General features: G+C 70.8%; 24 protein-coding genes and 1 tRNA gene. 17 read left to right on the top strand and 8 right to left on the bottom strand.

Annotation, left to right across the window (positions count from 1 at the left end):
• Positions 1 to 21: 21 nt before the first annotated feature.
• From ACZ52J_RS37705 to ACZ52J_RS37640, 14 genes are all read left to right on the top strand, one after another.
• Positions 22 to 288 (top strand): hypothetical protein, encoded by a 267-nt coding sequence (locus ACZ52J_RS37705; RefSeq protein ID WP_465625379.1) that lies wholly within the window; start codon positions 22 to 24, stop codon positions 286 to 288.
• Between the two features lie 72 nt (positions 289 to 360).
• Positions 361 to 573 carry a hypothetical protein gene (locus ACZ52J_RS37700; RefSeq protein WP_465625377.1) on the top strand — a complete coding sequence of 71 codons (213 nt, stop codon included), beginning with the start codon at positions 361 to 363 and terminating at the stop codon, positions 571 to 573.
• 5 nt (positions 574 to 578) lie between these two features.
• On the top strand, positions 579 to 761 hold the full coding sequence (locus tag ACZ52J_RS37695; RefSeq protein ID WP_465625375.1) for a hypothetical protein: 183 nt from the start codon (positions 579 to 581) through the stop codon (positions 759 to 761).
• Entirely contained in the window at positions 758 to 922 is a 165-nt protein-coding gene (locus ACZ52J_RS37690) for a hypothetical protein (RefSeq protein ID WP_465625373.1), read from the top strand. Before ACZ52J_RS37695 ends, ACZ52J_RS37690 begins: the two co-directional genes overlap by 4 nt.
• Positions 923 to 928: 6 nt before the next feature.
• Positions 929 to 1645, top strand: coding sequence for a DUF2637 domain-containing protein (locus tag ACZ52J_RS37685; protein ID WP_465625371.1), 717 nt, complete (start codon positions 929 to 931; stop codon positions 1643 to 1645).
• A gap of 12 nt (positions 1646 to 1657) precedes the next feature.
• Positions 1658 to 1855 carry a hypothetical protein gene (locus ACZ52J_RS37680; protein WP_465625369.1) on the top strand — a complete coding sequence of 66 codons (198 nt, stop codon included), beginning with the start codon at positions 1658 to 1660 and terminating at the stop codon, positions 1853 to 1855.
• A 23-nt stretch (positions 1856 to 1878) separates the two neighbouring features.
• The gene (locus ACZ52J_RS37675; RefSeq protein WP_465625367.1) at positions 1879 to 2409 is read left to right on the top strand and encodes a DUF6197 family protein; all 531 of its coding nucleotides are present in this window, start codon (positions 1879 to 1881) and stop codon (positions 2407 to 2409) included.
• A gap of 85 nt (positions 2410 to 2494) precedes the next feature.
• Positions 2495 to 3043, top strand: a complete 549-nt coding sequence (locus ACZ52J_RS37670) for a GGDEF domain-containing protein (RefSeq protein ID WP_465625365.1) — start codon at positions 2495 to 2497, stop codon at positions 3041 to 3043.
• Positions 3044 to 3145: 102 nt separating this feature from the next.
• A complete protein-coding gene (locus tag ACZ52J_RS37665; protein ID WP_465625363.1) occupies positions 3146 to 3331 on the top strand; it encodes a hypothetical protein in 186 nt (61 codons plus the stop codon).
• A 3-nt stretch (positions 3332 to 3334) separates the two neighbouring features.
• Positions 3335 to 3502 (top strand): hypothetical protein, encoded by a 168-nt coding sequence (locus tag ACZ52J_RS37660; RefSeq protein WP_465625361.1) that lies wholly within the window; start codon positions 3335 to 3337, stop codon positions 3500 to 3502.
• A 66-nt stretch (positions 3503 to 3568) separates the two neighbouring features.
• Positions 3569 to 4984 (top strand): replication initiator protein RepSA, encoded by a 1416-nt coding sequence (repSA, locus tag ACZ52J_RS37655; protein WP_465625359.1) that lies wholly within the window; start codon positions 3569 to 3571, stop codon positions 4982 to 4984.
• Positions 4969 to 5187, top strand: a complete 219-nt coding sequence (locus ACZ52J_RS37650; RefSeq protein ID WP_465625357.1) for an excisionase family DNA-binding protein — start codon at positions 4969 to 4971, stop codon at positions 5185 to 5187. Before repSA ends, ACZ52J_RS37650 begins: the two co-directional genes overlap by 16 nt.
• On the top strand, positions 5187 to 6362 hold the full coding sequence (locus ACZ52J_RS37645; protein ID WP_465625355.1) for a tyrosine-type recombinase/integrase: 1176 nt from the start codon (positions 5187 to 5189) through the stop codon (positions 6360 to 6362). The genes ACZ52J_RS37650 and ACZ52J_RS37645 overlap by 1 nt, the downstream gene beginning before the upstream one ends.
• Before the next feature lie 136 nt (positions 6363 to 6498).
• Entirely contained in the window at positions 6499 to 7617 is a 1119-nt protein-coding gene (locus ACZ52J_RS37640; RefSeq protein ID WP_465625353.1) for an SRA domain-containing endonuclease, read from the top strand.
• A gap of 52 nt (positions 7618 to 7669) precedes the next feature.
• On the opposite strand, the gene ACZ52J_RS37635 is transcribed toward ACZ52J_RS37640, so the two are convergent.
• Positions 7670 to 8479, bottom strand: a complete 810-nt coding sequence (locus ACZ52J_RS37635) for a DUF6602 domain-containing protein (protein WP_465625351.1) — start codon at positions 8477 to 8479, stop codon at positions 7670 to 7672.
• 167 nt (positions 8480 to 8646) lie between these two features.
• A tRNA-Thr gene (locus ACZ52J_RS37630) sits at positions 8647 to 8720 on the bottom strand.
• A gap of 282 nt (positions 8721 to 9002) precedes the next feature.
• Here ACZ52J_RS37630 and ACZ52J_RS37625 point away from each other — a divergent pair.
• The 3 genes from ACZ52J_RS37625 (at position 9003) to ACZ52J_RS37615 (ending at position 11618) form a co-directional block, all read left to right on the top strand.
• Entirely contained in the window at positions 9003 to 10100 is a 1098-nt protein-coding gene (locus tag ACZ52J_RS37625; RefSeq protein ID WP_465625349.1) for an ABC transporter ATP-binding protein, read from the top strand.
• A gap of 192 nt (positions 10101 to 10292) precedes the next feature.
• Complete coding sequence (locus tag ACZ52J_RS37620) at positions 10293 to 10736, top strand: hypothetical protein (RefSeq protein ID WP_360495858.1); 444 nt, start codon at positions 10293 to 10295, stop codon at positions 10734 to 10736.
• Positions 10737 to 10781: 45 nt separating this feature from the next.
• Complete coding sequence (locus ACZ52J_RS37615) at positions 10782 to 11618, top strand: nucleotidyltransferase family protein (protein ID WP_360495861.1); 837 nt, start codon at positions 10782 to 10784, stop codon at positions 11616 to 11618.
• Between the two features lie 104 nt (positions 11619 to 11722).
• Here the strand turns inward: ACZ52J_RS37615 and ACZ52J_RS37610 are convergent, their stop codons facing one another.
• The 6 genes from ACZ52J_RS37610 to ispD all read right to left on the bottom strand — a co-directional run bounded on the left by ACZ52J_RS37610 (position 11723) and on the right by ispD (position 17959).
• Positions 11723 to 13390: a DoxX family protein gene (locus tag ACZ52J_RS37610; RefSeq protein WP_465625346.1), complete on the bottom strand. Its 1668-nt coding sequence runs from the start codon at positions 13388 to 13390 to the stop codon at positions 11723 to 11725.
• A gap of 168 nt (positions 13391 to 13558) precedes the next feature.
• Positions 13559 to 14551: a 23S rRNA (guanosine(2251)-2'-O)-methyltransferase RlmB gene (gene rlmB, locus ACZ52J_RS37605; protein WP_360495867.1), complete on the bottom strand. Its 993-nt coding sequence runs from the start codon at positions 14549 to 14551 to the stop codon at positions 13559 to 13561.
• A gap of 137 nt (positions 14552 to 14688) precedes the next feature.
• Complete coding sequence (cysS, locus tag ACZ52J_RS37600) at positions 14689 to 16083, bottom strand: cysteine--tRNA ligase (RefSeq protein WP_360495870.1); 1395 nt, start codon at positions 16081 to 16083, stop codon at positions 14689 to 14691.
• Positions 16084 to 16178: 95 nt separating this feature from the next.
• Positions 16179 to 16574 (bottom strand): PPOX class F420-dependent oxidoreductase, encoded by a 396-nt coding sequence (locus ACZ52J_RS37595; RefSeq protein WP_360495873.1) that lies wholly within the window; start codon positions 16572 to 16574, stop codon positions 16179 to 16181.
• A gap of 169 nt (positions 16575 to 16743) precedes the next feature.
• Complete coding sequence (ispF, locus tag ACZ52J_RS37590) at positions 16744 to 17244, bottom strand: 2-C-methyl-D-erythritol 2,4-cyclodiphosphate synthase (protein ID WP_465625343.1); 501 nt, start codon at positions 17242 to 17244, stop codon at positions 16744 to 16746.
• Positions 17234 to 17959, bottom strand: a complete 726-nt coding sequence (gene ispD, locus ACZ52J_RS37585; RefSeq protein ID WP_360495879.1) for a 2-C-methyl-D-erythritol 4-phosphate cytidylyltransferase — start codon at positions 17957 to 17959, stop codon at positions 17234 to 17236. The genes ispF and ispD overlap by 11 nt, the downstream gene beginning before the upstream one ends.
• Positions 17960 to 18164: the final 205 nt, after the last annotated feature.

Raw genomic sequence — 18164 nt, 5'->3', positions numbered from 1 at the left:
GAAACACCGAAGGAGCCTGCCATGGGCCTGTTCAGCCGCAAGAACTCCGACAACTCCTCCAACAGCCACCGCGACTCGCTTACCGCTCGTCAGCACGAGGCGCACGGGCGATACGCCGAAGCGCACCGGGCGAGGAACGCCGCCGGCGTCGCTGCCGTGCAGGCTGCCGACCACGGCACGCCCGCCGACATCGCGCGCACCCACGCGGACCTGCAGAAGGCCGACGACGCCATGTGGTCGGCCCTGTCCGAATCGACCTTCTGGGCCGACCGCCGCAACGAGCTCTGATCACGCCGCGGCCGCACGTAAGCCCGCCGCCATCGGCCTTCACCCTAAGCGCCCACGTAAAGGAGATCACCAATGCCCCGCAAGCCGTCCATCGCCGAGATCGGCGCCTTCCTTGGTCACCTCAAGGTCGCCAACGACGACGCCGACACCGAACCGCTGCTCGCCGAGAAGGCGGAGCTGCTGGAGCGCATCGCCCAGGCCAACCCGGACGACCGCGACGCCGCCCAGGTCGCCCGAGAGGCCCGCACCGCCGCCGACCGCGCCAAGCGGCGCAACAGCCGGTGACCCCGATGGCTGCCCGCAAGCGCACCACACAGCCGAAGCCCGCGCCCTGCACTCCGTGCAAGGGCACCGGCCAGACCACCGAGTCCGTGTACGTCGGCCGTGGCGTCCGCCGCCGTCGGATCGCCGAGCAGGAAGCCACCTGCCTCGACTGCCTCGGCACCGGCATCGCCCTGGAGGTGTCGCCGTGATCCAGATCCGGGTGATCTGCGACGTCAACGACGTTCCGTTCGTCGTGGCCGACCTCTGCCGGCTGTGGCACGTGCACGACGTCAAGGAGCGCCCCGCCCGGGACTCCGGCCAGCGTCGCCTCTATGTCACCGCCGCGCGCCGAGCGACCAGTACCGGGTGAATCGACATGCGCCGACTCCCCAAGCTGGACGCCGTTCTTGCGCAAGCCGTGATCGCCGCCGCGCTCTCCTTCGCCCACCTCCACGACCTCGCTGAGGCCGCCGGCCAGAGCGGCTGGAAGTCCTGGGCCTACCCGGTGTCCGTCGACCTCTTGCTCGTCGCCGCCTGGCGCCGGATGCGCGGCGGAACCGCCCGTCGGCTCGCCTGGTGCTGGTTCGTGATTGCCCTGGCAGCCTCACTCGGCGCCAACGTCGGCACCGCCGGACTCCTCGACCTCAGCAATGCCCCGGCCTGGCTCCGCGTCCTGGTCGCTGGCTGGCCAGCCGCCGCCTTCCTCGGCGGCACGCTGCTGGCCCACGCGACCACGGCGCCTGGTGAGGAAGCCGAGCTGATCGACCCGGAACCGGACGACGCCGAAGCCGACGACGTCCCGCCGCTCTACGTCCCGGCCACCGAGCCGATCTCCGAACCGGACGCCGAGCCGACCCCAGTCGATCCGCCCGCCACTGTCCCGGCAATCGAACCCGCCTCCGCTCCGACTCCGCCCCCGGTCCCCGCGCCGACCCCGGCGCCCGCGGTCCCGGCCTTCCTCCTCGACCACGCCCGCAAGGTCGCCGACGACCACCGCAACCGCACCGGAACCCCGATCGACGCCGCCACGCTCCGCGCCCGGCTCGGAGTCCAAGACCCGCTCGCCTCGGCACTCGCCGCCGAACTCGCCTGAAGGACTCACCTGATGAACGTCCAGTTGCCGTTCCTGTTCATCCTCGCGCTCGCCGCCTGGTTCATCGTGCGGAACCTCCGCCTGCGCTGGTGGGCCGTCGCCGCGCTCGTCCTCCTCGGCTTCTACCTCGCCGACACCTCCGCCGCCCCGCTGATCGACAACACGACCCATGACGGCGTGAACATCATCAACAAGTCCACCACCAAGTAGCCATCGGCAAGGGAGAGTTGACTGTGAAAACCACCGTCCGTCTGCCGCCCCTGGTCACCGTGGACGGCTCCGGCCTCGTAGCCGAGATCGAGGCTTACCTGGCCTCGCTGCCCGCCCCGGCGCGCATCGCGGTCCCGTACGTCTCGCCGCTCGGCTCCACCATCCAGCCCTGGAACGCCGGCTACCCGGTGCCCCGGCTCACGCTCCTCGACCGGATCACCCACCGCCCGGCCCGCTCGGTGCCGGTGACCGCCGCCGGCCACCTCCGGCTCACCTCCCGCTACCTCGACGCCTTCGGCTGGCTCCAAGGCGCCATGTGGGACTCCGCCGGCCGCGTCTGCCTCCTCGGCGCCCAGGCCGCCGTCCTCGCTCACGGCTACGGCACCCCGGCCACCGTCACCACTGCCCGGGTCCAGCTCATGGAGATCCTGCACGCCACCGGTCGCCCCGTCCGCTCGCCGGACGAGTACAACGACCGCCCCACCACCCGCCGGGCCGACATCCACCACCTGCTCGAACAGGCCGCCGGCCGCGCCCAGCGCCTCGGTCTTTGACCTCCCCGGGACGGCCAACACGCCGCCAGCATCCCGCCGCCCCGGAGATCGCAACCCCAACCACCCCCATCACGAAGGACCGCACATGGACGTGCCCACGATCCTTGCCGCCGGTGTACCGCTGATCGGATGGACCACCCACGGCACCTGGCTGAGCCAGCGCCTCGCCACAGCCCGACGTGACCCGCTCACCGGGCTCCACACCCGGGACGGCTTCACCGCCCGAGCCCACCGGCTGACCCAACGCCACCCGGACCGTGCCTCGGTGCTGCTGATCGACCTGGACGACTTCAAGGCCACCAACGACACCTACGGCCACGCCGCCGGCGACGCGGTCATCACCGCCACCGCCGCGCGCTTGTCCGCCTGGTGCGGCCGTACCGGCATCGCCGCCCGCCTCGGCGGGGACGAGTTCGCCGCCGCCGTCCTGGACACCGCCGCGCGCCTGCCCGACCTCCGCGCGGCCCTCAACCAGCCGGTTCCGTACGCCGGTCTCGCGCTCCCGGCCTCCGCCTCAGTGGGCATCTGCCCCGTCGCCGAGCTGCCGGTCGTCTCGCTCACGGACGCGCTCGCCTCCGCCGACCGGGACATGTACGCGCACAAGCGCGACGGCCGTACCTCCCGCCGCCGCTGATTAGAAGACCGGCCCCGGGGCGGCAACACGCCGCCAAGCATCCCGCCGCCGCCGGGGCCGCAACCCCTTCCCGAACCGAAGCCCACGAAGGAGAGCACCATCATGCCGCAGGACAACCACGCCCCGAACCGGATCTGTCCGAACTGCTCGGGTCACGCCACGGCGCACATCGCCACGGGCGTGCGCCTCCGCGACGGTTCCCGCGCCACGGTCCCGGTCACCTGCCCGACCTGCCACGGCGCCGGCACCGTCGCCCGCCCGCTGGCCACCACCGCCAAGGCGGCCTGACCGGTGGCCCCCCTCGACTGGCGCGACTCCAAACACTGGGCCCAGAAGCCCGCCCCCTGCAGCGTCTGCGACAAGCCCACCAACCTCCGCTCCGACCGCGGCAAGCCCGTCCACAAGGTCTGCGCGGAGAAGTGGATTGACCGCCACCAGAAGCCCGCCAACCCGTCCTGAGCCGCTCCGCCCCGGAGCCGCTCGCCAACCAGGCTCCGGGGCCTTCTCCCCATAGGAGACGCCCCTGTGCTTCACCAACTCCCGGACCAGCTGGTCCTCGCAGACCTGACCCGGCTCGCCTCCCGGGGCGACCTGCCCCGTCTCCACGACCAGCTACGCCGCACCGGCGGCTGCTCGAACCCGATCCACCTCAAGGGCTTCCGCACCCTCACCCACGCCCCGACCGGCGCCGTCTGGCACCGCTACTCCACCGACCACGAACCCGGCGGACGTCTCAAGGTCGCCTGCGGCAACCGCCGGGCCTCCCGATGCGCCTCGTGCGCGCGGACGTACTCGGCGGACACGTTCCACCTGATCCGTGCCGGCCTCGCCGGAGACACCACCAAGGGCGTCCCGATCACGGTCCGCTCCCACCCCCGCGTCTTCGCAACCCTCACAGCCCCGTCGTTCGGCCCGGTCCACAACCGGCCCGACAAGGGCGCCTGCCGGTGCGGCTTCACCCACCCCGCCGGGTCGCCGATCCTCGGGACGCCGCTCGATCCGGAGACGTACGACTACGGGCACGCAGTGCTGTGGAATAACCACGCCCCCGACCTGTGGCGCCGCTTCACGATCTACCTGTTCCGGGTCATGGCGAAGATAGCCGGGCTGTACCAGTACGAGTTCAAGGAGCAGGCGAAGATCTCGTTCGGCAAGGTCGCCGAGTACCAGCGCCGGGGCGCTGTTCACTTTCACGCTGTCATCCGCATCGACGGCCCCGACGGCCCCGGCACGCCCCCGCCCGACTGGGCCACGGTCGCAGTCCTGGACGCTGCGATCCGGGCTGCCGCACGCCGCGCCGGTGTGCCTGTCGCCGCGGGGGGTGACCAGCCCGCCCGGGTCCTTCAGTGGGGCACGCAGGTCGACGTCCGGCCGATTGGCGCCTTCTCTTCCGGGGAGATCACGGAGCAGGCGGTGGCCTCGTACGTGGCCAAGTACGCCACCAAGTCCGCTGAGACGACCGAGACCGTGGACCGCCGCATCCTGGAGCGCCACGAACTCGACCGGCACGACCTGCCTGCCCACACCCGCCGCCTGATCGAAGCCTGCTGGGACCTCGACCAGCACTACCCCGGTCGGCTGCTCGCGCACTGGTCCCACATGCTCGGCTTCCGCGGCCACTTCTCCAGCAAGTCCCCCACCTACTCGACCACCCTCGGAGCCCTCCGCCAGGTCCGCGCCGACTACCGCGCCGACCAGGCCCGCACGGAACTCCGGGAACGGCTCCTCGCCGCCGGGCTCCCGGACCTGGACGACCTGCCCGAAGCCGAGACTCTGGTCGTCGCCCACTGGGCCTTCGCCGGCGCCGGGAACTCCCCGGGTGAGTCCATGCTCGCTGCCCGCATCGCCCGGGACCTGCACGAACGCCAGACCACCGACCGACAGGAGATGCGCGCACAACTCGCGCGAGAAGAGGGGGAACAGGCATGGACCGCCTGCTGACCGTCAAGGAAGTCGCCGAACGCCTCGGCACCTGGGAGACCAGCGGGGAGCGATTCCCCCGGCGCCTGGTCGCGGAACGCCGGATCGCCTTCGTCAAGGTCGGCCACCACGTCCGCATCACGGAAAGCGTCCTCGCCGCCTACGTGTCCGCGAACACCGTCCAGCCGGCTGCCCGGTCCCGTCGACTGCGGGTGGTGGCCTAATGGCCAACTCCAGGGGCAACCGCCGGCGCTTCGGCTCGGTCCGCAAGCTCCCGTCTGGCCGCTTCCAGATCCGCTACCCCGATCCCGTCACCGGTGTGATGCGCCCCGGCGAGGAGACCTACCCCACCAAGACCGACGCCGAGGTCGCGCTCACGCTCATCGAGGCGGACATCAAGCGCGAGCAGTGGACAGACCCAGATGCCGGGAAGGTGAAGTTCGGCGACTTCGCCGACAAGTGGCTCAAGGAACGGAAGCTGGAGGACACCACCAGGGAGCGCTACGAGGGCGTCCTTCGGCTGCACATCAAGCCTGTACTCGGCGGGAAGTTCATCTCCGAGATCACGGCCGCCCGCGTCCGCACGTGGCGAACTCGACTCCTGGAAGCGGGAGTTGGTGAGCCGACCGTCGTCAAGGCGTACCAGCTCCTCCGCAGCATCATGACCACAGCCGTGGACGATGAGCTGATCAAGCGCAACCCGTGCCGGATCAAGGGCGCCGACACCTACGACGTCCCGGAACGGCCCGTCCTGACCGTCCCCGAGGTGTACGCCGTAGCGGCGGCCATCCAGCCGCAGTGGCGGGCGCTCGTGCTGCTGACCGCGTTCACCACACTCCGGCTCGGCGAGCTGGCCGCGCTCCACCGCCGGGACGTCGACCTGGACGCCCGAATCCTCTGGGTCCGCCGGAATCAGGCCGAGCTGAGCAGCGGCAAGCTGATCACCAAGGCACCCAAGAGCCGCGCCGGCTTCCGCCCGGTCTCGTTCCCAGACCTGATCGTCCCGGACCTCGAACGCCACCTGGAGCGCCACGCAGGCAAGGGGCAGGACGGGCTGTTCTTCGTCGGTCCCCGGGGCGGCAAGCTCCGCCGGAGCAACTTCCGGGACGACTGGACGGCCGCCAAGGCCAAGGCCGGCGTCTCCCCGGACATCCACTTCCACGACGTCCGACACACCGGCAACAACATCGCCGCGCAGAACGGGGCCAGCACCCGGGAGCTCATGACCAGGATGGGTCACAGCACCACCCGGGCCGCGCTGATCTACCAGCACATGACCAGCGACCGGGACCGTGCCATCGCCGACAAGATGGGCGAGACCGCCCGCAAGGCGCTCGGCGGGGACAACGATCCGCCCGCGGCTCCTGGCCTATCGACCGAAACAACGCCTTCTACGTAGGTTGATTGACATCACCGTCCACCGGTCCCGCTGGCGTGGTTCCCACCAGCGGGACCGGCTTCTTCGCGTCGAAGACACTGCCATGGATCTGTAGCTCGCACCCCAACCTGTCGGAACCATGATCTAGGGTCTGGCCATGACGACTAGCCTCAGCCCGATCGTTCCCGGCGACGTCCGCACTCGGGCGGAGATCCGGCAGGAGTTCGGCGGAAGCCCTCAGGGCGGCATCTGCCCCTCCGATGAAAAGGAGAGCGTTAATCTCTATTCTGATCCGACCGTCGGCGAGCAGTACGGCTACTATGACGGCTGGCTAGCAGAAGAAGATGACCAGGGCCCGGTTTTCGAATACACCGGAGCTGGACAGGTTGGCGACCAGACGTTTGAGGGCGCCTTCGGCACCGGAAACCGGGCCGTCCTTCGCCATGCTGAGCAGAACCGCAAGCTTCGCGTTTTTGTCCTCGCAGAGAAGCCAAAGAGCGATGGACCCAAGAAGCATCGCTATGTAGGCATCTTTAGCCTTGATCAGGCTCTCCCGTACGTCTGGCGGAAAGTACGTGGCGATAACGACACGTTCCGCAACGTCATTGTCTTCCGGCTACGCCCAGATGGCGAATTCGAGAACTCCCCAAAGGATGCCATCCCGGCAGCCGAGGAAACTGCGGCAGAGTTCGTTCCATTTCAGCCAATCCTGGCATCGATGCTGAATTCTGGCCCGGCAACTACGGGAGCCCTCTCCCTACCCAAGCAGCGGACCAAGCCCAAGCGAAACGCCACAAAGAAGGCGCTGCACGCGTCGACCGAAGGCGTCTTTGTCGCGTCCGAAGAATTTACTACCAAGATGAGCCTGCGGGCAGCTACGGCGGCAAGCATTGCTGTTCGGCGCGAGGCTGAACTGACAAAGACTTACCGGGCTGCGCTGGAGTCACTTGGGCATGAAACTGGTGCATTCCAGATCAAAGTCGAGGGAATGAGTTCAACACTCCGCACCGACCTTTATGACGCCACTGATCACGTCCTCTACGAAGCCAAGGGCTCAGGCTCTCGCGAGGATGTACGAATGGCGATTGGCCAGCTGCTCGACTACAGCCGCTATGTGAAGACGCCGGCCCGGCAGCACGAGCCCCGCATGGTCGTGCTTCTGCCCGCACCTCCCGCCGCGGACATGCAGGCCCTGTTGGCCCGCCATCGGATCGGATTGGTCTACCAATCAGACGACGGCCAGTTCGTCGGCCCGGACGCTCCAGAGCTGGGCTAGCCAGCGAAGGCGTTGCTCCGTCTCATACTCGAAGCGGAGCAACGCTCGCCAGCTACTGTGAATCCCATTTCCTGACGCCGAGACCCAATGGCGCCGCCCCAGAATATGGCACCAGATCAAGCGGGTTCATCCATGCGTCCGAGAAGTGGATATTCAGATGGAGAGCCAGCGGCATCAGGATGTCATCCTCTGGCATTGCATCGATTTGCAGCAAGGAGGCTCCAGGCGATGGAGATCTGTCCAGATTTCCGCTCCTCGGATCCATCCATTGCAGGTGCCCCTTTCCGAGAACCCAGACACTGTCGGGCCACTCGATAGGGTCGCGCCCCTTGCACCACTCGATCAAGTGGCCGCCGATGGTCTCAAGGTCGAGACTACCAAAGGCCACGATCATGCCTGACGTCGGAAAGAAGTCAAACGTCCTGCCGTAGGCAGATGCAGAACGAGGAATTAGGCCGGGAATAGGCCTGTAGGCGGTTTTACTGATTCGGCGGACCTTGGCAATCTTCTCACAGGCATCCAACAATTGCGCCTTGTCTAGCTTTGTCTTCACCTCGACAACGCCATACACGCATTCGTTCGGAATGATGCGGTAGCCATTGAGGGTAGTAAATGGCGGCGTCCCTCTATCGATGAGCACAACGTCGCATTGAGGCGACACCTCCCCAGCGGAAGCCACGATCTCGGCATTGTGAACCGCTTCAACGTGCGACGGCAAATAGCCTGAGAGAAACTCGCGAATGAGCGCTTCTCGCGAGGTTCCAGCCTCACCGTTGTGGTTGAAGTTCCTGGACTGCTCAAAGTCGGCGCGCATCCGCTTGGCCACGGAGCTGAGGATCCTGCCGAGCTTCTCTTGGGTCATGCCCGGATCCTAGGCTCCTCGGCCTGGCTGCGACCGGCCGTTCCCGTCACCTGCCGTGCGCTTCTGGCACGCCCGTGGCACAGCCCGAGTAGGACCGCAGCAACGACGAAGGGCCAGCTCCACCGGATCACCCCGGCGAGCTGGCCCTTCTGCCGTGTCCGGCACTGAGCCCCCTGTCGGGTTCGAACCGACGACCCCCGCTTTACAAGAGCGGTGCTCTGGCCAACTGAGCTAAGGAGGCACGGTGACCGTCCGCGAGGGATCACGGCGGCACCGGGGGCAGTCTACCGGGCCGCGGTGGCGGCGTGGTGGGATATCCGGGGGTTGGTGGGGTGGGGCGGGCGTGATGGAACCGATGCCGAAATCGGGTCGGTGGGGGCTGACAAGCCGCGGAAGCGCAGGTAGCGTCGCCGGGAGTCGGTTCGTGTAGTGGTTCAGACCACTGACGGGGCGACGGAGCAAGCACACACCCCTTTACTCGGATCGTCCGGCACGTTCCTGCCGGTGAAGGAGAGCAACAACCATGGCTTCTGTCACGTACGACCAGGCGACCCGCATCTACCCCGGGGCGGACAAGCCGTCCGTGGACGCGCTGGACCTGGAGATCGCGGACGGCGAGTTCCTCGTGCTGGTCGGCCCCTCGGGCTGCGGCAAGTCGACCAGCCTGCGCATGCTGGCCGGTCTGGAGGACGTCAACACGGGCTCGATCCGCATCGGCGACCGGGACGTCACCCACCTGCCGCCGAAGGACCGGGACATCGCGATGGTGTTCCAGAACTACGCGCTCTACCCGCACATGACCGTCGCCGAGAACATGGGCTTCGCGCTCAAGATCGCCGGCGTGAACAAGTCGGAGATCCGCACCAAGGTCGAGGAGGCCGCGAAGATCCTCGACCTCACCGAGTACCTGGACCGCAAGCCGAAGGCGCTCTCCGGCGGTCAGCGCCAGCGTGTCGCGATGGGCCGGGCGATCGTCCGCCAGCCGCAGGTCTTCCTGATGGACGAGCCGCTGTCGAACCTGGACGCCAAGCTCCGCGTCTCGACCCGTACCCAGATCGCCGGCCTGCAGCGCCGTCTGGGCATCACCACGGTGTACGTCACCCACGACCAGACCGAGGCGCTCACCATGGGCGACCGGGTCGCGGTGCTCAAGGACGGTCTGCTGCAGCAGGTCGACACCCCGCGCAACATGTACGACAAGCCCGCCAACCTGTTCGTGGCCGGCTTCATCGGCTCGCCGGCCATGAACCTGGTCGAGGTGCCGCTGGTCGACGGCGGCGTGAAGTTCGGCGGCTCGGTCGTCAACATCTCGCGCGAGAACCTGGCCGGCGCCGGCTCCGACAAGACGGTGACCGTCGGCGTCCGCCCCGAGCACTTCGAGATCGTCCCGGCGGGCGGCATCGAGGGCGTCGCGGTGACCGTGAACGTGGTCGAGGAGCTCGGCTCGGACGGCTTCGTCTACGGCACCACCAAGATCGGCGGCGAGGACAGGGACCTGGTCGTCCGCGTGCCCGGCCGCCAGATCCCGGCCCGCGGCGAGACCATCCACGTGGTGCCGATCGCCAACGAGACCCACGTCTTCGCGACCGGCACCGGCAAGCGCCTGAGCGTCTGCGACTGACGCAGCCGACCCGGCCGGCAACTGCCGACTCGGCTGATGAGCACGACGGAGCCCGTCGGACCCTCCCCGGTCCGGCGGGCTCCGTCCGTACACCCCCGCGTCAACACGACGTGGGGACGAACCCGGACACCGTGTCACTCGATGGTGTAACGGAGGGCGATCCGGCCCGTACCCACCGCTACTCTCCTGAGGGTGAAGCAGCTTGTGCGCCGTATCGGCCAGACCGTCGCCCTGACCCTGCCGGTCGTCCTGGTGACCACCGGCACCCTCGCCGTGACCCGGGTCCCGTGGGCCCCGCCGACCGGGCTAGACCAGCAGGTGGTGGCGGCGTCCAGCGGCGACGGCGCCGGGATCGGACGCTCCACCACCGCGGCCAAGACCGCCGACGGGCTCGCCCCGCAGGAGTCCCTGCGGGTGGCCCTGCTGGACGAGCTACGGGCGAAGAACCCGTCCGCCGCGCTGGACCTGCTGGAGCGCTCGATGCGCGAGCAGCCCTCGCTGACGCCGTACTGCACCTCGCTGGCCACCGAACTGGGCAAGGCGGCGGTGCGCAAGTACCAGGGCGACGTCCAGCGGGCCCGTTCCTTCGCCCGCCCGGTCTGCGACGGGGCGTTCGCGGCGGGCGTGGTGGGTTGACGCTCGTCCGGTCCGTGGCCGGAGCGGCGGCCCTATTGTTCAGACATGACCGCTGACTCCGGCCCCACCGCCGACCTCACGTCCCCGAGCTCCCCCCAGTCCGCGAACTCCCTCCAGTCCGCGAACTCCCCGCAGCCGCACCCACCCCGGCCGACCTCGACGCCGGTCACCCAGGCCGTCATCCTGGCCGGCGGCCAGGGCTCCCGGCTGCGCCCCTACACGGACGACCGCCCGAAGCCGCTGGTCGAGATCCCGGGGACGGGTACGCCGATCCTCGGGCACCAGCTGGCCTGGCTCGCCGCCGAGGGCGTCACCGATGTCGTGGTCTCCTGCGGGCACCTCGCCGACGTGCTGGAGGAGTGGCTGGACAAGGCGGACCTGCCGCTGCGGGTGCGTACGGTGGTCGAGGCGGAGCCGCTCGGGCGCGGCGGCGGGCTCAAGTACGCGGCCAAGGCGCTGCCCCGCTCGGACGAGCCCTGGTACGCCACGAACGGCGACATCTGGACCCGCTTCAGCCTGCGCGACATGGCGGCCTTCCACCACGAGCGGGACGCCGTCGCGACGCTCGCGCTGGCCCGGCCGCGGATCCCGTGGGGCGCCGTGGAGACCGACCAGTTCGGCAACGTGCTGGACTTCATCGAGGCGCCGCCCTCGCCCTTCCTGATCAACGCCGGCCTGTACGTGTTCAGCCCGGAGTTCGCCGAGCTGCTGCCGGACGTGGGCGACCACGAGCGCACGACCTTCCCCCAACTCGCCCGCAGCAAGCGGCTGGCGGGCTACCAGCTGCCGCAGGGCGTGTACTGGCGCGCGATCGACACCGCCAAGGACCTCACCGAGGCGGCCAAGGAGCTCGCGGCCGGCGCCGGCCGCGCGCCCCAGTAGCAACGGCCTTCAGCAACCAGGGCGCGACAACGGCGGCGCCACGAAACGCCGGTCGGCCGGGTGCTCCCCCACGGAGCACCCGGCCGACCGGCGTGACCGGGGCCTCAGGTCGCGGTCGGGGCCCCCGGGCGGGAGGCGCGGCCGTCGCCGGACAGGTCGGCCAGCGGCGCGCTGCCCAGCACCCCGCCGAGCAGCCCGGCGCCGGAGCTCGGACTGGACTTGGGCGCCGAGCCCGAGCCGCCGGGGCCCGGGGTGCTGCGCTGGACGGGCGCGGAGCCGCCGGACCCGGCGGACGGGGCGGCGGGTGCCGGGGAGGCGCCCGTCCCGGTCTCCGCCCTGCCGGAGTGTGTCTTGCCGCTCGGCGTCGGGGTGGCCGGCTTGGTGGCCGGCGCGGTGGCGCTCGGCGTCGGGGTGGCCGGGCGCGGGGCGGCGGGCGAGGGCGAGGTGGACGGGGCCTTGCCGGCCGGGGCGCCGGACGGGCCGCCGGCCGGCCACACCGGGGTGCCGTAGTCGGTGGCCGGGCGGGTCGGCGCCTGGTGCGCGCGGGCGCCGGTGCGGACGGCGGCGCCGAGCATCGAGCCGAGCAGCAGGGTCAGGCCGACGACGACCGTGGTGACCACCGTGCCCCGGCGCAGCACCCGGCGGCGCAGTGCCCCGGGCGCGTCCGCGCCGAACCGCCGCCAGGCCTCCAGGTTGAGCCGGCCGTCGAGCGAGGCGAACGGCGCCCCGGCGATCAGCAGCGGGCTCCACGCCGCGAGGAAGATCAGGTCGGGTGTGTCGTAGACCGGGACGGACCGCCAGCTGACGGTGAACAGCAGCACGGCGGAGAGCGTCATCGCCGCCCCGGCCGCGAGCCGCTGCCAGAGGCCGAGGACGGTCAGCACGCCGACCACGATCTCGGTGAACGACACCACCAGGCCGGCGCCCACGGGGTGCGCCATGGCGAAGGCCAGCAGCGGCTCGGCGACCTTCCAGGGGTGCAGCGAGGAGAGCCAGCGCATCATCGAGCCGCGCTCGCCGCCGTCGAAGTACACCGGGTCGCACAGCTTGCTGAACCCGGCGTAGACCGAGAGCGAGCCGAGGACGGCGCGCAGTGGCAGCAGCACCAGGCCGAGGTCGACCCGTCGGCCGGGGTACCAGGGCTGCTTGCCTTCGGCGTCGGCGGCGCAGACCTCGGGCAGTTCGCCGCTCGGGGTCCAGCCGTGCGGCTCGCCGACCGGGCCGACGCCCGCGTCGGTGGCGGTGCCGTTGCCCTCGCGGGGCTGGCGCGGGACGGTCCGGGCGCCGACGAGGGACGGGATCACCTGGGTGTCCGCCTCGGCCAGGCCGACGCCGCCGCGCCCCGGAGCGCCGCCCTGGCGCACCGCTTCCAGCAGCTGGGTGGCCGCGAGGTCGCCGGGGGGCGCCTGGCCGGTCCAGGTGACGGCGGTGACCCGGCCCTTGCGGCGCGGTGCGCCGCCGGCCACTGCCCCGGCCCCGGCCAGCGCCGGGACGGCGGAGGCGGGCACGACGACCTGCGGGGTGACCAGCGGACGGCGGATCAGGCCCTGGTTGGCGTACGGGTCGCCGAACGCGGCGCCGGTGGACAGCAGTCCGGCCGGAGCCTCGATGAGCGGCGCCACCGGAGCGCCGAGCCGGAGCCGGAAGCTCGCCTGGGTGATGCTGAGCCGCGCCGGGTCCGACTCCACCTTGACCGTGTTGAGGCCCGGGCCCGCGTCTATCCCGGTGCTGCCGCCGCCGAACAGGGGGCGCCGAGGTGTTCTGGTGTCCACGCCCGTCTAACCGGGTGACGGCCGCTTAGGACACTCTCCCGGGTGGATGTCCGGCGCACACTTGAAGTGATCATGAAAAAAGCGATCGGACCCGGTCGGGCCCGATCGCCTTTCACTCGGGTTGCGGGCAATTCGGAAGATCGCCTGCGCCCCGCCCGTCAAACGTGCTCAGCGCTTGGCGCGCATCCGGGCGGCCTCGTACAGCACGATGCCCGCCGCGACACCGGCGTTCAGCGACTCGGTCAGGCCGGACATCGGGATCCGCACCCGCATGTCGCAGGTCTCCGAGACCAGCCGGGACAGGCCCTTGCCCTCGCTGCCCGCGACGATCACCACGGGACCCTTCAGCAGCTCCAGGTCGCCCAGCTCGGCCTCGCCGTCGGCGGCCAGGCCGACCACCATCAGGCCGGCCTTCTGGTACGCCTCCAGGGTGCGGGTCAGGTTGGTGGCCCGGGCGACGGGCAGCCGGGCCGCGGCGCCGGAGGAGGTCTTCCAGGCACCGGCGGTCATGCCGGCCGCGCGGCGCTCGGGGATGACCACGCCGTGCGCGCCGAAGGCGGCGGCGGAGCGGACCACGGCGCCCAGGTTGCGCGAGTCGGTGACCCCGTCCAGCGCGATGATCAGCGCGTCCTGGCCGGCGTCGGCGGCCTCCGCCAGCAGGTCCTCGGGGTGCGCGTACTCGTACGGCGGGACCTGGAGCACCAGGCCCTGGTGGTTCATCCCGCCGGTCATCTGGTCGAGCTGGGGGCGCGGGGCCTCCATCAGCGGGATGCCGCGGTCGTTGGCGGCCTGGAAGGCGTCGCGGACCCGGTCGTCGGTGTCGATGAACTGCTGGACGTACAGCGCGTTGGCCGGCACGTCACCCTTCAGGGCCTCGACCACCGAGTTGCGGCCGAAGACCAGTTCGGCGCTGCCCGCGCCGCCGCGGCCACCGCGACCGCCGGCACCGGCCCGGCGCATGCCGGCGCGGGCCTTGGCGTCCCGCTCGCGCTTGATCGCGGCGTTGGCGGCGCGCTGCTTCGGGTGGCCCTTGCGCTCCTCCCCGGGCGGGGTCGGGCCCTTGCCCTGGAGCGCCTTCCGGCTGTGCCCGCCGGTACCGACAGCCGCACCCTTCTTCGATCCGGGGTTGCGACGGTTCCTGCGCTGGCTGTTGCCGGCCATGGCTGTACTTCCTGTCTGTCCGGCATGCCCCGGCCGCCCCGTTCTGTCCGGCGGCGGCCGACGGCATGCGCTACGTCATGCGGGAGGGCCGCACCGGTCCGGTACGGCCCACCCATCACCCCGATCGTCGGATGGGGTTACTGGTTGTTGATCGTCCAGCGCGGGCCGGACGGGGTGTCCTCGATCGCCAGCCCGGCCAGGCCGAGCTGGTCGCGGATGGCATCCGCGGTGGCGAAGTCCTTGCGCTCGCGCGCCGCCTGCCGCTGGTCCAGGACCAGGCGGACCAGCGAGTCGACCACACCGTGGAGGTCCTCGCCGCGCTCCGTCCCGGCCCAGTGCGGGTCGAGCGGGTCGAGGCCCAGTACTCCGAGCATCGCACGGACCTCGGCCAGTCGCGCCACCACGCTCTCCTTGTCGTCCGCGTTCAGGGCGCTGTTGCCCTGGCGGACGGCGGTGTGCACGACGGCCAGCGCCTGCGGAACGCCGAAGTCGTCGTCCATCGCCTCGGCGAAGGCCGGCGGCACCTCGGGCGCCGCGTCGACCGTGCCGCAGCGCTCGACGGCGCGCTGGATGAAGCCCTCGATCCGGGCGAACCCGGCCTCGGCCTCGCGCAGCGACTCCTCGCTGTACTCGATCATCGAGCGGTAGTGCGGGGCCGCCAGGTAGTACCGGAGCACGATCGGCCGCCACGCGCGGACCATCTCGGAGACCAGCACCGAGTTGCCGAGCGACTTGCTCATCTTCTCGCCGGCCATGGTGACCCAGGCATTGTGCACCCAGAAGTTGGCGAAGCCGTCGCCGTAGGCCTTGGACTGGGCGATCTCGTTCTCGTGGTGCGGGAAGATCAGGTCCAGCCCGCCGCCGTGGATGTCGAAGGCCGGGCCCAGGTACTTGTGGACCATCGCCGAGCACTCCAGGTGCCAGCCCGGACGGCCGCGGCCCCACGGGGTCTCCCAGCTGGGCTCGCCCGGCTTGGTGGCCTTCCACATCGCGAAGTCGCGCTGGTCCCGCTTGCCGGTCTCGCCGTCGCCGCTCGGCTGGCGCAGGTCCTCGAGCTTCTGGTTGGAGAGCGCGAGGTAGTCCGGGTAGGACTTCACGTCGAAGTAGACGTTGCCGTCGGCCGCGTAGGCGTGGCCCTTCTCGATGAGCCCCTGCATCATCTCGACCATCTCGGGGATGTGCCCGGTGGCCCGCGGTTCGACGGTCGGCGGCAGGCAGCCGAGGGCGTTGTAGCCGTCGTTGAAGGCGCGCTCGTTCTCGTAGGCGATCTGCCACCACGGCGTGCCGAGCTCGCGCTCCTTGGCGATGATCTTGTCGTCGATGTCGGTGACGTTCCGGGCGAAGGTCACCTGGTAGCCGCGGTGGGCGAACCACCGCTGCATGATGTCGAAGTTGAGGCCGGACCGGATGTGCCCGATGTGAGGCGCCGACTGGACGGTAGCGCCGCACAGGTAGATCGAGACACAACCCGGTACAAGCGGGACGAAGTCGCGTACCTGGCGGGTGCTGGTGTCGTACAGACGAATGCTCACAGCGTCAAGCGTAGTGGGCGGTGGGGGGTGCCCCGCTACATTCCCCGGGACAACGGTGCCGTGATCCCGGGGAACGGCAGGTCGCGGGCGGAAGGTCAGATGCTGCCGACCACCTTGCGCGGCGTGAGCCGCACCACCACCCGGACGTCGTCCGGGCCGTCCCAGGTGTACTTGTCCACCCCGCGGTACTTGGCGGCCAGCTCGTCGATCAGCTCGCGGCCGCCCTCGGTGGTCATGGTGATCTCCCCGCGCGCCTCCAGGTACTCGTACGGGCTGTCCGCGGGGTTGAGCAGGATCGACACGCGCGGGTCCCGCACCAGGTTGAGGTGCTTGCGGCGGCCCTCGACGGTGGAGAAGAGGATGTCGTCGCCGTCCCGCTTGACCCAGACCACCGAGGACTGGGGGCTGCCGTCGGGCTGGATCGTGGAGACCACGGCGAAGCTCTTGCCGTCGATCAACGCCTTGGCACGGTCGGAGAGTTGGGAAGTCATCTGGCGAACCTCATCTCGTCGGCGGCGGGAACGGCCCGGGGGGAACCCCGCGCGGGCCCGAAACCGAACAGTATCGACTCGGGCCCCGCGGCACCCGGTGAACACCCGTCAGGAACGGATTCTTCCTCGCCCGCCCACCTCGCCCGCTCACCTCACCGGACCGCCGGCCTCAACGCCGCTCGTACACCAGGGCGGTGGCGATCGCGGCCAGCCCCTCGGCCCGGCCGGTCAGGCCCAGCCCGTCGGTGGTGGTGCCGGAGACGGAGACCGGGGCGCCGGCCGCCTCCGACAGCGCGGCCTGCGCCTCGGCCCGCCGCTTGCCGATCTTCGGTCGGACGCCGATCACCTGGACCGCGATGTTGCCGATCTCGAAGCCCGCCTCGCGGACCAGCCGGGCGGCCTCGCCGAGCAGCTTCACCCCGGCGGCGCCCGCCCACTCCGGACGGTCGGTGCCGAAGTGCGCGCCCAGGTCGCCGATCCCGGCCGCCGAGAACAGCGCGTCGCAGGCGGCGTGCGCGGCGACGTCGGCGTCCGAGTGCCCGGAGAGCCCGACCTCGGCGTCCGGCCACTCCAGTCCGGCCACCCAGAGCGGGCGGCCGGGCTCGAAGGCGTGCACGTCGGTGCCGATCCCGATACGGGGGATCACGGGAGTCTGCGGGTCAGTAGGCATCGGCGGCCCTCCGGCGGGCGAGTACGGCCTCGGCGAGCACGAGGTCCAGCGGACGGGTGACCTTGAACGCCTCCTCGTGGCCGGGCACCACGACGACCTGGCCGCCGTAGCGCTCGACCAGCCCGGCGTCGTCGGTGACCGGCGGCGCGTCGGCGGTGCCCGCGCTCTCCTCGGCCAGCGCCTTGGCGTGCACCTCGACCAGGGTGGCGCGATCGAAGCCCTGCGGGGTCTGCACCGCGCGCAGGGTGGACCGCTCGGGCGTGTCGAGCACCGGCTCGGGTCGGCCGGGGTTCGGCTCGACCCGCTTCACGGTGTCGGCCAGCGGCACCGCGGGCACCACGGCCCGCGCCCCGGCCCGGACGGCGGCCGCGACGGCGTCCACCACCTCGACCGGCACGAGCGGACGGGCCGCGTCGTGCACCAGGACGATCTCCACGTCCTCCGGGATCGCGGCCAAGCCCAGCCGGACCGACTCCTGGCGGGTCGCGCCGCCGGCCACCACGCGGATGTCCTTGCCGTCCAGCCCGTGGCTGTCCAGCAGGGCGACCACCTCGGCCACCCCGTCGGCGGGTGCGGCGACCACGACCAGGCCGACGGCCCGGCTGCGGGCCAGCGCCCTGACGGCGTGCACCAGGAGCGGCACACCGCCGAGCTCCCGCAGGGCCTTCGGGGCCCCCGGCCCCAGCCGCTCACCGCGTCCGGCGGCGGGCACCACTGCTGCTGCGACTGCTGCTGACGCGTTCAGGTTTCACTCCTTCGGCGAAGTGGGTATGGCCTTGGCGTGCCCGGCGGGCGCACCGGGCCCCTTCCGAAGAACCACGGTCCGCTGCCCGCCGCACGGTTCTGCAGGGTCCGCGCTCCGCGGAATGCGCGAAAGGGCGGGTGCAGAAACGGTCTTGCAGGCCTGGACCGGCTCGGGT

This window comes from Kitasatospora sp. NPDC034035, from assembly GCF_055575755.1.
This window is presented reverse-complemented; position numbering and strand designations above follow the sequence as displayed.